Origin of the sequence: Micromonospora sp. GCM10011541, assembly GCF_042650725.1 — a bacterium.
In the GTDB taxonomy this organism is placed as follows: Bacteria; Actinomycetota; Actinomycetes; order Mycobacteriales; family Micromonosporaceae; genus Micromonospora; species Micromonospora sicca.
Map to the genome: position 1 here is coordinate 64235 of NZ_JBHSBP010000002.1, position 12047 is coordinate 76281.

Here is a 12047-nt window from a genome sequence, read left to right on the forward strand (position 1 = left end):
TCCTAGGGACCGAGTGCGGCTGTGGTCCCAAGACTACGGGCGCGCTCGCGGCACGCCCGTAGGTAATCCGTCAAGCTGGCGACCTCGCCGCGCCCGTTTTTCCCGGGGATCGCCGTGGCCACGTCGGTGGCCCTGGTCAGGATGATCTCCGTACGCTGCGTCTCGGGCAGGTCCGCGACGGCATCACGCGCGGTCAGCGCCGCTTCGGTCGCCCGCCGGTCCTGCGCGAGGCACATCGACCGGTCCAGGGCGATGAGCGCCACGTCGATCGGTACGGCCGGAGCCGCGCCGTAGAGCCGCAATGCCTCGTCCTGGACCCGGTACGCCTCCACCGTGTCACCGAGCCAGGTGTATGCCCCGGAGAGGTAGAACAGCAGCCGCTTCGCCGGAAACCTGAACGCCACGTCGGTGTCCTCGTCGCCAGCCTGATCGAACAGCCGCCGTGCCTGATCGATGGCCGACCGCGCCTGCTCGATGGCGCCGATCCGGGCCAGAGCACGCGCCCGGCCCGCCGCTGCCAGGGCACCCGGCGACGATGCGTTCGACGTCACCGCCAGAGCCGCATCTGCCAGGGCGACGGTTTGGGTTGGATCCCCGAAGTAGTACGGCAGCATCGCCGCCTGGGCCCGCACGAGCACCCTGAACCGGGCCTCCCCGCTGTCGTCCGCCGCGTGAATCGCCGTGCCGTACCACCGCCGAGCCTCGGCCACATCCCCGAGCCTCATCAACGCATCAGCGCACATCGTCGCCAGCAACGCCGCCACCCCGGACAGCCGGGACTGGACTGCCGCCGGCTGCCGCCGAAGCGAAAGCGCCTGGACCTCTCGGCAGTCGGCGGCCAGCAGCGACAGCATGATCTGCGGCGAAGCCGAAGGGTAGACCCTCATATGCTCGCCCGCAGCTTGTTCAATCAGCTCAAGCTGCCGAGGAGCGACACTCGCCGCCGCCAGAGCCTCGTCCAGTCCCAGTCGGAGTCTGACCAGATTGCTGACCTCGACGCGGGCGGCGGCACCGGCCGGCGATCGGTCCGCTCCACCCTCCACGGCCAGGCGGTCGGGGTCGCGAGGCACAACGATGTCCTCGTCGCGCCCGAGTCCCATAGCCGGACGCGGAATGTTCAGACCGGCTGCAATCCGTTCCAAAACCTCGTAGGCCGTGACCTGGCGGACGCCTTTGGCGATTTCAGCAGCGCGGTTGGGCGAGACGCCAACAAGAGTCGCAATCCGGCCGTATGACACGCCCCTGGCGTGGAGGAAGTGGAAGACCGCGGTGATGTCGCGCCGCCGCAGAAACTCACTGATCGGTCGACCGTTCCAAAGCCCCGAACTCCACCACTCAGGATCCACCTGTGCAGCCACGAATCACCCCGATCGAACGATGACCAGTTGCAAGCACAGCGCATGCGTGCCGTCACATCAAGTCAGCGACACGTCGAGTCGATGGCGCTCACCTCAGAGTTGACCCATGCGGCAGCATCCGGAACACCACGATGGGCCCTCACCATGTCCCCATGGGATGAAGCACAGGATCCGAGCGCCGCTAACCCTCCTTCCGCCGGAGTGCGCCTCCTCGGCCCTACCGTGGAAGCCGTGGATCGGATCGCCATCATCGGCTGCGGCGGCAGCGGCAAATCCACCGTTGCCAGGAAGCTCGCTCGGATCCTCGACGTACCGCTGGTCCACCTCGACGCGATCTACTACGACGAGCACTGGACGCCGCTCCCCAGGGACGAGTTCGCCGCCCAACAGGAGAGGCTCGTCAGCGGCGAGCGGTGGATCATCGAGGGCAACTACGCCAGCAGCCTGCCCATCCGGCTCGCCGCCGCCGACACCGTGATCTTCCTCGACCTACCCGCCGCCGCATGCCTGTGGGGCATCGTCCAACGACGGTGGCGCTACCGCGGCGGCCAGCACCAGGCCAACGGCGTCTACGACCGAATCACCTGGAACTTCGTCCGCTACATCCTCGGCTACCGGCACACCATGCGACCTCGCGTCCGCAGCCTGCTCCGTGATCACGGGCCACACGTCCAGCTGATCACTCTCACCAGCCGACGCCACGCCAACAGGTTCCTCGACCGCGTATGACGGGAAAGACAGCCGGGCATCTGACCCATGGGTCCATGACGACAGCCAGGCATCCAAGAGGACGACGGCCGGGTCCAACGGCTCCCGAGCACCCACCGAGCGACCACCCATCGCCCTCAGACACGAAAAGGCCCCGACCCAGTGTGAACCACCAGGTCAGGGCCTATCTCGTTGGTGCGCCGCCAGGGACTCGAACCCCGAACCCGCGGATTAAGAGTCCGCTGCTCTGCCAGTTGAGCTAGCGGCGCTCGCTGGCAACGGAGAAGACACTAGCACGCCCTCCGACCCGGGTTCCAATCCGATCCCCGGCTCCCCTCTTCGGTCGAGCTTAAGGCGCGAATCGCAACAAAGTGCCCACCGCTCTGGCGGAGGGGACCGAGGTGGCGGCGTTCATGGGGCACGATGTGCGCCGAGACACGCGAGAGCAGAGGTGGGGATGGGCAGGTTCGCGCGGAGCGGGGCGATGGTGAGCGTCCTGGTCCTGACGGCGTCGCTGGCACTGACCGGGTGCGGCGACGACCAGAAGAAGCCGGCGTTCGTCAGTGGCAGCCAGCCGGCCAGCGTCTCGGCGGCCGAGGGGACGGCGAGCGCCGAGCCCTCGTCGCAGCCGGCCGCCGCGGCGCTCCAGGTGAGTCCGGCTGACGGGGCGGCCGGCCGGCCGGTCAGCACCGAGATCAGCGCCAAGATCCCGGGCGGCGGGAAGGTGTCGAAGGTCGTGCTCACCGCGAACGGTGCGACCGTCGAGGGCCGGCTGCGCCGCGACGGCTCGTCGTGGGTGCCGTCCACCGCGCTGAAGTACGCCACCCGGTACACCGCGACCGTCTCGGGGACGGGGACGGACGGCCAGACCCACGAGGGCACCAGCACCTTCACCACCATGGCCAAGCCGAAGTCGATGATCGGCTCGGGGCTGTACATGTTCGACGGCAAGACGTACGGCGTCGGCATGCCGGTGGTAGCCGAGTTCTCCCCGGGCATCCCGAAGAAGGACCGCGCGGCCGTGCAGAAGCGGATGTTCGTCCGCACCGACCCGCCGCAGCCGGGCGCGTGGCACTGGCTCTACAACGGCACCCAGGCGTACTACCGGGCGCCGGAGTACTGGAAGCCGGGCACCACCATCTCCGTACGGCTGGCCCTGGCCGGCATCCCGCTGAGCAATGGCCGCTACGGCAACGTCGACCGGACCGCTACCGCCAAGATCGGCCGCGCCTTCGAGATGAAGGTCGACAACGCCAGCAAGAAGATGAGCGTGTACGAGAACGGCGCGCTGATCCGCACCGTGCCGGTGAGCCTCGGCAAGAAGAGCACCCCCTCCTCCAGCGGCACCATGGTGGTGATGGAGAAGAAGGAGTCGACGGTCTTCGACACCCGGGACGAGGCGGACCCGGACAACCAGTACGTCACGAAGATCGACTTCGCCCAGCGGATCACCTGGGGTGGTGAGTACATCCACGCCGCCCCCTGGTCCGAGGGTGTGCAGGGCCGGGTGAACGTCTCGCACGGCTGCGTCAACGTCTCCATGGCGAACGGCAAGTGGCTCTTCGACCGGACCCTGGTGGGTGACCCGATCACCGTCCGGGGCACCCCACGCAAGCTTGTGCCGGGCAACGGCTGGACGGCGTGGAGCATGAGCTGGTCGGAGTTCGTCGCGGGCAGCGCCCTCCCGGTGCCGAAGGGCGGGGCGGGCCCGGCCTTCTGAGCGGGCAGCCGTTGCCCGGCGGGTCCGTCGGGCAACGGCCCGTGACGATGAAGGCGTGCGCCGACGCCGCCGGTGGAGACGAGCCTCACTCGCGAACCGGAGCAGCCTACCAAAATCGGTGCATCATGGTCGAGGTGTTCCGGTTCACTAGCGGGAACGGGTATCCGAATTCCTGCGTCAGTAGGGGACGATGGCACCCGGGGACCACGACTGTGAGGGAATCATGCGAGCTAGCCAGGACGAGCTGATCCGGCGCGGGGCCGCCGCCCGGCGCGGCGACCGACGCCGCGGGTTCGCGGCGGTGGTGCTCGCCGCCGCCATGGTGCTGACCTCCGCCTGCACCGGGGGCGGCGACGACGGCAAGCCGTCGAGCTGGCAGGGCGGCGGAGAGAGCAAGCCGAAGGCCGCGGCCACCATCACCGAGCCGCAGGCCGACGCCGCCGACGTGCCGGCCTCCACCGCCATCACCTTCACCACGAAGGACGCCCAGGAGACCAGCGTCGAGCTCACGGACTCGACCGGGAAGGCCGTCGAAGGCGAGCTCGCCGCGGACGGGAAGAGCTGGCTCCCCGACGGCGCCCTGGAGTACGGCGAGAAGTACACGGCGACGGTGACCGCAACCGGTGACGACGGCAAGCCGGCGACCGCGACCAGCACCTTCACCACCATGGCCAAGCCCGGCAAGCAGATCCGGGTGAGCAGCTTCCTCGGCGACAACCAGGTGGTCGGCGTGGCGATGCCGCTGATCATCCGGTTCAGCCGGGCCATCCCGGAGGACTACCGGGACGACGTCCAGCGCCGGATGACGGTGACCACGAAGCCGGTCCAGGAGGGCGTCTGGCACTGGGTCAGCCCCACCGAGGTCCGCTACCGGCCGAAGAAGTTCTGGCAGGCCAACACCACGGTGTCGTACCGCGTGCAGGCGGGTGGGCTGCCCCTGGGCGACGGCTGGTACGGCCGCTCGGACCTCGCCGTGGACGTCAAGATCGGCCCGTCGTTCGTGATGACCGTCGACAACCGCACCAAGCGGATGACGGTCACCAAGGACGGCAAGGTGATCAAGACGATCCTGGTCAGCCTCGGCAAGAAGACCACCCCGTCGTCCAGCGGCACCATGGTGGTGATCGAGAAGCTCCGCAAGACGGTCTTCGACACCATGGAGGAGCTGGGCCCCGAGGAGGGTTACCGCACGAAGATCGACTACGCCCAGCGGCTGACCTGGGGCGGTGAGTTCATCCACGCGGCGCCCTGGTCCGAGGGGCAGCAGGGCTCGGTGAACGTCTCCCACGGCTGCGTGAACGTCTCGATGGCCGACGGCGCCTGGCTCTTCGCCAACACCCGGATGGGCGACCCGATCACGGTCAAGGGCACCGAGCGGAAGCTCCAGAACGGCAACGGCTGGACCGACTGGAACCTGAGCTGGGACGAATACGTCAAGGGCAGCGCCCTGCCGTACGAGCCGCCGGCGCAGCCGGGCGACGAGGCCAGCGCCGCGCCCGGCGCGGGAGACGACCCGAGCGCCGAGCCGACGCCCTGACCGAGCACCCCTGATCGCGCCCGCCCGCACCGGGCACCGAGCAACCGGAGCCCCCTCCCCGCCGGAGGGGGCTCCGCCGTTTCCGGACACGGGGCACAGAGGCCGCAGAACGACGGAAGCCCCCTCCCGAGGGAGGGGGCTTCCGGATCCGGGTGACTGATGGGAATTGAACCCACGACAACCGGGACCACAACCCGGTGCTCTGCCAACTGAGCTACAGCCACCATGCGCTCCGCACCGGTCGACCCGGGCGGGGTGCGGACTAATAATAGCCACACCTCGTCCGGCCGCGTCCACCGGGTTCCGGCTCCTCCGCCGGAACCGCCGGGCCGCCCCGGCATGGCACCGGCCCGGCGGTGGGAGCGCCGGTCAGAGCTGGGCGGCGATGGCCTTGGCGCTGTCCACGTCCGGCCCCGGCAGCGGTACGAAGATCGTCCGCCGGTAGTACTCCAGCTCGCGGATGCTCTCCCGGATGTCGGCGAGGGCCCGGTGGGCCAGCCCCTTCTGCGGCTGCCCGAAGTACACCCGCGGGTACCAGCGCCGGCAGAGTTCCTTGATCGAGGAGACGTCGATCATGCGGTAGTGCAGGTGGGCGTCGAGGCGCGGCATGTCGCGAGCGATGAAGCCCCGGTCGGTGGCGATCGAGTTGCCGCAGAGCGGCGCGTTGCGCGGATCCTTCACGTGCGTGGTGACGTAGTCGAGCACCATGTCCTGGGCCTCGGCCAGGGTGACCGTCGAGCGCCGGACCTCCTCGGTCAGCCCGGACTTGCCGTGCATGGTGCGGACGATCTCCGGCATCCCCTCCAGCGCCGCCTCGTCGGCGTGGATGACCACGTCGACACCCTCACCCAGCACGTTGAGATCGGGGTCGGTGACGAGCGCGGCGACCTCGATCAGCGCATCGCGCGCGAGGTCCAACCCGGTCATCTCACAGTCGATCCAGACGAGAAGATCAGCCACCGGACCAGACTACGCGCAGCCCACCTGCCCGCGCCTCGGCACCGTCGCCGGAGCGGACCGTTAGGGTTTCTGCGTGCCAGCCGAACCCGTCGCACCGCCCGCCGTCACCGATGACGACCCGGGCGGTCGTACGGTCCGTCGGCTCGTCACGGTGGTCGCGCTCGCGGCGGTGCTGCCGGCGCTGTACCTGCCGGGGCGGGTGCACGACTTCTTCGACCTGAAGATCTACATGCGGGCGATGGACTGGTGGGCGGGGGGCCATCCGCTCTACGACTACGTACAGCCGGACCGGGTGCAGGGCGCGCTCTACTTCACCTACCCGCCGTTGAGCGCGTTGCTGCTGCGGCCGTTCGCGCTGCTGCCGCTCGGCGCCACGGTGGCGATCTTCACGATCCTCACCGGGATCGGTGTGATGGTGACGACGCGCTGGTTGGTGCTGCCGGTCGTCGAGCGGCACCACCTGCCGCGGCTGTTCGGCCTCACGGTCGCCGTCCTGCTGGCCTTCGCCGTGGAGAGCACCCGGGAGACGATCACCTTCGGGCAGATCAACATGCTGCTGGTGGTGCTGATCCTGGCCGACCTGCTGTTCGCCGTACCGCAGGGGCGGCGCTGGGCCGGTGTGGGCGTGGGGCTGGCGACGGCGCTCAAGCTCTACCCGGGCATCTTCATCCTCTACCTGCTGGTCACCCGGCGGTGGTGGGCGGCGGCGGTGGCCGCGGCGACGGCGGCGCTGGCCACCCTGCTGGCGGCCGCGGTCGCGCCGGCCGACTCGTGGCGGTTCTGGACCCAGGAGCTCTGGGCGACCGACCGGGTGGGGCGCACCGACTACACCGGCAACCAGTCGCTGTTCGGCCTGCTGAGCCGGATCACCGCGCCGGAGAAGCCGAGTCAGCTCCCGTGGCTGCTGCTGGTCGTGGTGGTCACCGGGTTCGGGCTGTGGCGGGCCGCCCGGGCCGCCCGGGCCGGCGACGCGCTCGCCGGCCTCACCCTGACCGGGCTGGTCGGCGGGCTGGTCAGCCCGATCACCTGGACCCACCACCTGTACTGGTTCATCCCGGCGGTGGTGGTGCTGGTCGACGCCGCGTTGGACACCGACCGGGGCGCGGCCGAGGGGGTTCGCCAGCGCCGGTGGCTGCTCACCCTCGCGGTCGGCACCGCGTTCGTGATCATCTACGGGGTGGTGTCCTTCCAGGACTGGGGCGTCGCCCCGGCGCGGACCGACAACCCCGGCGAGTTCGTCGCCCGGAACGCGTACGTGCTGCTCAGCCTGCTGTTGTTGGCGGTGCTGCCGACGCGGCTCCGGCGTCGGTCCGCCGAGCCGCCGGCCACATCCTGAAACTTGCACCAAATGGACAGACGTCGCGAGCGGCCGCGATCGGCGTTAATCTAGTCACAACTACCTCAAGTTTCTCCCAGGTAGCACCGATCCCCCGGTGACGGTGGCCCTCCGCGTCGGCAGCGCGGAGGGCCACCCGTCGTTCCGGCGGCCCTCAGCCGTCGGCGGGGTCGTCCGGCGACGCCGGCCGGGCCGGGCCGTCCACCGGGACCGGACGGGCCGTCTGCTCGGGGGGCCCGGGCGGCCAGGACCAGGTCGTCGTCATCCCCGGACTCGACGGCAGGTCGGCGGGGGTCTCCGGCCGGCGGCTGGGGACCGGGCCGATCGCGGCCCGGGAGCGCCCGGCGTGGGCCGAGCCGACCGAGACGAGTTGCCGGTCGACCAACGGCGGCCGCCCGTCGGCGGTCTTCTGCGGGCCGAGGCCGCTGAGCGAGGTCACGCCGAGCCGACCGGCGAGCACCGGGACCTGGTCCGGCTCGACGACGAAGACCACCTCGCGCGGGCGGACCGGGCGCAGCAACAGGGCCACGGCCAGCACCACCAGCAGGATCCCGCCGGCGAGCAGCCCCCACGCCGCGGCCGGGAACCATCCCGCGCGCAGCTCGGCGCGCAGGTCCAGGGCGAGGTCGGCTGCGCCGTCGGGACGCATCACCACCAGGCTCAGCGACCTGTTCGACAGCTCACCGGGGGTCCACTCCAGCGCGCCGACTCCCTCGCGTACCCAGAAGTCCTGGCCGAGCGGGACGGTGGCGACAGCGCCGGCGGCAGCCGGGCTGGCCGGGTCGAGCCGGACCGGGAGCGGGCCCCGGGCCAGCGCGACCCGCCGGACGGTGGCGTGCGGGACGGGGTCGAGCCAGCGCCGCACCTGGTCGCTGGGGGCCAGGCCGAGGAAGGCCGGGCCGTCGACTGTCCGGGCGGTCAGCCGGAGCCGGGCCTGCCCGGTCCGGGCGAACGGCGCCTCGGCGCGCAGCAGAGTGTCCACGTCGGTGACCACGATCGCCCGGCCCGGGGTGCGGACCGTCTCGAAGCGGGCGCCGAAGCCGCCGTCGGGGTCGGCGTGCCGGGCGACGGTCCACAGGCCGCCGCCGGCGAGGAGCGCCGGAATCCCCATGGTCAACAGCAGCATTCCGGCGATCGTTCGCACGAACCGCATTCGCGTCGTCCCCCTCGGTAGCCAACTACCCGGCCGACCTTACCGACGTGAACCGCACAATCGCCGGATATCCACGGCAAGCACCCGACGGACCGCAGAAAGGTCGGTGGCCCGCCGGAAGATCCGACGGGCCACCGACAAAGACGCAGTTCAGGGCCTCGGCGTGGGCTCCCGCCGGGTCCGCAGGAAGGCCAGGCCACCCAGGACCAGGCCGGCCAGTCCGGCCACCAGCCCGGCGATGCCGAACGCGGTGCCGGCGCCGTCGGAGTCGTCGTCGGAGTCGTCGTCACCGGCCGGGGCGGCGGCGCCCGCGCTTCCGCTCGGCGCGGCGGACGGCGAGGCGGTGGTCAGGGTGAGCACCGGGGCCGGGTTCTCCGGCTCCTCCCCACCCGGCGTCGGCTCCTCGATCCAGCGGGCGATGTTGCCGTCCGAGTAGGTCTGGAGCACCTTGAACACCATCCGGTCGACCTGCGGCAGCGGTCCCATCGAGACCGGGAACTCCTGGAACTCGCCCGGCTTCACGCCGGCGGTCGCGGCCGCCGTCCAGGTCAGTTTGGACACCGCCTCGGTGAGCTGGCTGCCGTGCACGTCGACCGGCGGGTCGACCTTGCGCTTCTCCACCGCCACCGTCCAGCCCGGCACCGGCATGGTGGACACCGAGCCGACCGGGGCGTTCTCCGGCAGCACCACCTCGACCTTCGTGGTCGAGGCGGTGTCGCTCTCGTTCGGCACCCGGAACGCGAACCGGCCGTAGCCGCCCTGGGTCGCCTCCTTCGGGTTGACCGTGACGTGCGCCGAGGCGGGACCGGCGAGGCCGAGCACGGCGGTGGCGACGGCGGTGAACGCGAGCGCGACGGCGGTTACGGGACGCCGGAGACGGATCATGTGTCTGAGAGCCTTCCGTTACTTGATCGGCACGGTGGCGGTCACCGTGGCCTGGTCGATGTCGGTCGTGCGGACGGTGACGCGGAGCTGCCACTCACCCGCGGCCGGGAGGTTGATCTCCCCGGTCGCGTGGTTGTCGGTCAGCGGCAGCAGCGGGATCTCGATCGGCTCGATCCCCGCCGACGGCAGGGCGGCGGTCGCCTTCCACTCCTGCACCGGCTGCGGCCGGTTGTCCTTCGTGTACGCGTAGAAATGCACCGAGTTGTTGCCCCGCTCGGCCGGGTCCAGCTCCACCTGGACGGAGGCGACCGGGCTGGACAGGGTGGTGGAGAAGTAGCCGGTGGTCGTACCGGCCACGTCGGTGGCGGCGGTCCGGGCCGGGGTGGTCTGCACCAGCGTCGCCGAGACACCGAGCACCACCGCCGTGATCGCCAGCTCGACCCAGATGGCCCGGCGCACCCGCCCCGGACGCTGCGCCGCCGTCCGCCCCCGCACCAGTGCCCGGGAGTACGCCGCCACCCCGATCACCAGCGCGAACAGCACGATCTTGGCGAGCAGCAGCTGCCCGTACGTGGTGTCCACCAGGGCCTTCGGGGTGGCCACCTCGATCAGCCCCTGCACGGTGCCGGCGAGCAGCAGCGCCGCCACGGCGAGGGCCGCCCAGCGGGACCAGATCGGCAGGATCGCCCCCAGCTCGCGCTCGTCGGCCCGGCGCAGCAGGAACACCGCGAGCATCACCAGGCCGCCCAGCCAGACCGCCATGCTGCCCAGGTGCACCGCGTCCACCACCACGGAGACGGCCGGTGCGGGCGAGGCGGCCGGGTGCCCGGCCAGCGGCCAGGTGAACAGCGCGGCCCCGCCGAGGACGGCCAGGATGATGCCGTCGGTCCGGCCGATCGGCCCGGCGAAGAGCGGCCGGAGCAGGAACGCCGCCGCGGCGAGCAGCCCCAGCCGGACCAGGTGGGCCGTGCCGAACGCGCTGCCCACCACGTCGCTGAACCCCGAACCGGTCACGTCGAACAGCCCGCCGCCGGCCGTGTACGGCACCTGCAACCACAGGTCGGCCAGGGTGGCCACGACCAGCAGGCCCAGCCCCGCCCAGGCCAGCCGGACCGGTCCGCGCCGGGGCAGCCGGCGCGGCCAGAGCGCGGCGAGCACCAGCGCCGGGCCGACCAGCAGCAGCAGTCCGGCGTAGCCGAGGTACTTCGCCACCTTCACGGCGTTCCCCACCACCGGGTCGGCGCGGTTGTCCGAGCCGGTGTCGACCGGCGGCGGCGACGGCGCGCCCACCGAGTAGGTGAACGCGCCGGAGACCGGGTGGCTGTCGGCGGAGATCACCCGGTAGCTCACCAGGTAGGTGCCGCGCACGCCGGAGGGGTCGACCGGGATCGTCACCACCGCACCGGAGAAGGACGGTTCACCCCGGTCGGCCCGGGAGCCGTCCGGCGCGATGACCCGGACCTTGCCGGGCACCTTGCGGACCCCCTCGCTGAAGGTCAGCACCACCTCGGCGGGCCCGCTCGGCACCACCGCCGAGGCCGCCGGGCTGCTGCTGACCAGCACGGCGTGGGCGCTCGCCGGGCTTGCCGGGGCGAGCAGCAGGGCGACGAGGGCGACCAGCAGACCGGTGGCGGCGGCCAGCCGGGCGGCCCATCGACGGTCGGCGACGGCCACGGGCCGGCGGCGTACGGCAGGAATCATGACCATCATGCTCGCCGACCGGGCCCGTTCGCGGCGACCCGGCCTCACCCGCGCCCCGGCGCGAGCGCGGTCGGCAGCCGGCGCGGCGGCTCCCCGCTGACCCGGCCCAACGCCCAGAGCAGGCCCGCCTGCACCACGGCGGCCAGGTGCCCCAGCTCGTGCACCAGCGCGGTGCTCGACCGGGCGACGTCCACCGCGCTGGTGCCGGCCAGGCAGACCGCCAGCACCAGCGCCACCGGCAGGAACGCCCGGGCCCGCTCCGGCCGCCAGGCGGCCAGCGCGAACCCGACCGCGAGGGCCGCGTCGAAGGAGGCCATCTCGCGGCTGGTGTGCGGATCGGCCTCGACCCCGAAGCCGGCCAGCAGGATCGGCAGCGCGATGGCGAGCTGCGCCACCGCGGCCACCGCCACGGCCACCCGCAGCACCTGGCGCCGGGCCCGCACGGCCGCGGCGGCGTCGTCCCGCGCCGCGGCCCGGTCCGCCGCGACCGCGGCCAGCACGGCGGCGGTCAGATCGGGTACGTCGACCGCCTGGAGCCGGGTGAGACGGGTCACCCGTTCGGCCCGCGCCAGCCAGGAGCGGCACCCGGAGCAGGCCAGGGTGTGTGCCTCCAGCGCCGCCGCCGGCGCCTGCGAGTCCTCGCCGTCCAGCCGCGCCGACAGCGCCACGCGTACGTCGTCGCACTTCAT

10 protein-coding genes and 2 tRNA genes are annotated in these 12047 nt (G+C 71.7%); 4 read left to right on the plus strand and 8 right to left on the minus strand.

The annotated features are described in order from the left end of the window. Window positions 1–2 precede the first annotated feature (2 nt). Window positions 3–1358 carry a hypothetical protein gene (locus ACFOYX_RS00485; protein WP_322442468.1) on the minus strand — a complete coding sequence of 452 codons (1356 nt, stop codon included), beginning with the start codon at window positions 1356–1358 and terminating at the stop codon, window positions 3–5. 231 nt (window positions 1359–1589) lie between these two features. Here ACFOYX_RS00485 and ACFOYX_RS00490 point away from each other — a divergent pair, with 231 nt between their 5' ends. Continuing rightward, on the plus strand, window positions 1590–2087 hold the full coding sequence (locus tag ACFOYX_RS00490; protein ID WP_322442467.1) for a topology modulation protein: 498 nt from the start codon (window positions 1590–1592) through the stop codon (window positions 2085–2087). Window positions 2088–2259: 172 nt separating this feature from the next. On the opposite strand, the gene ACFOYX_RS00495 is transcribed toward ACFOYX_RS00490, so the two are convergent. Beyond that, window positions 2260–2335, minus strand: a tRNA-Lys gene (locus tag ACFOYX_RS00495). Between the two features lie 188 nt (window positions 2336–2523). On the opposite strand from ACFOYX_RS00495, the gene ACFOYX_RS00500 reads away from it, so the two are divergent. Together ACFOYX_RS00500 and ACFOYX_RS00505 are read left to right on the plus strand one after the other, a co-directional pair. Then, window positions 2524–3786, plus strand: a complete 1263-nt coding sequence (locus tag ACFOYX_RS00500) for an Ig-like domain-containing protein (RefSeq protein ID WP_322442466.1) — start codon at window positions 2524–2526, stop codon at window positions 3784–3786. Between the two features lie 223 nt (window positions 3787–4009). Next, window positions 4010–5323, plus strand: a complete 1314-nt coding sequence (locus ACFOYX_RS00505) for an Ig-like domain-containing protein (RefSeq protein WP_322442465.1) — start codon at window positions 4010–4012, stop codon at window positions 5321–5323. 151 nt (window positions 5324–5474) lie between these two features. Here the strand turns inward: ACFOYX_RS00505 and ACFOYX_RS00510 are convergent. Together ACFOYX_RS00510 and orn are read right to left on the minus strand one after the other, a co-directional pair. Further along, a tRNA-His gene (locus tag ACFOYX_RS00510) sits at window positions 5475–5547 on the minus strand. Window positions 5548–5692: 145 nt separating this feature from the next. Continuing rightward, a complete protein-coding gene (orn, locus tag ACFOYX_RS00515) occupies window positions 5693–6283 on the minus strand; it encodes an oligoribonuclease (RefSeq protein WP_109803284.1) in 591 nt (196 codons plus the stop codon). Window positions 6284–6356: 73 nt separating this feature from the next. On the opposite strand from orn, the gene ACFOYX_RS00520 reads away from it, so the two are divergent. After that, window positions 6357–7619: a glycosyltransferase 87 family protein gene (locus ACFOYX_RS00520; RefSeq protein WP_322442464.1), complete on the plus strand. Its 1263-nt coding sequence runs from the start codon at window positions 6357–6359 to the stop codon at window positions 7617–7619. Window positions 7620–7773: 154 nt separating this feature from the next. Here ACFOYX_RS00520 and ACFOYX_RS00525 read toward each other — a convergent pair whose 3' ends face one another. The 4 genes from ACFOYX_RS00525 to ACFOYX_RS00540 all read right to left on the minus strand — a co-directional run bounded on the left by ACFOYX_RS00525 (window position 7774) and on the right by ACFOYX_RS00540 (window position 12047). Continuing rightward, complete coding sequence (locus tag ACFOYX_RS00525) at window positions 7774–8772, minus strand: hypothetical protein (protein ID WP_377533750.1); 999 nt, start codon at window positions 8770–8772, stop codon at window positions 7774–7776. A 150-nt stretch (window positions 8773–8922) separates the two neighbouring features. Further along, window positions 8923–9657 carry a YcnI family protein gene (locus ACFOYX_RS00530; RefSeq protein WP_322442463.1) on the minus strand — a complete coding sequence of 245 codons (735 nt, stop codon included), beginning with the start codon at window positions 9655–9657 and terminating at the stop codon, window positions 8923–8925. A gap of 18 nt (window positions 9658–9675) precedes the next feature. After that, entirely contained in the window at window positions 9676–11367 is a 1692-nt protein-coding gene (locus ACFOYX_RS00535) for a copper resistance CopC/CopD family protein (RefSeq protein ID WP_377533751.1), read from the minus strand. A gap of 35 nt (window positions 11368–11402) precedes the next feature. Then, window positions 11403–12047 carry a zf-HC2 domain-containing protein gene (locus tag ACFOYX_RS00540; RefSeq protein WP_322442461.1) on the minus strand — a complete coding sequence of 215 codons (645 nt, stop codon included), beginning with the start codon at window positions 12045–12047 and terminating at the stop codon, window positions 11403–11405.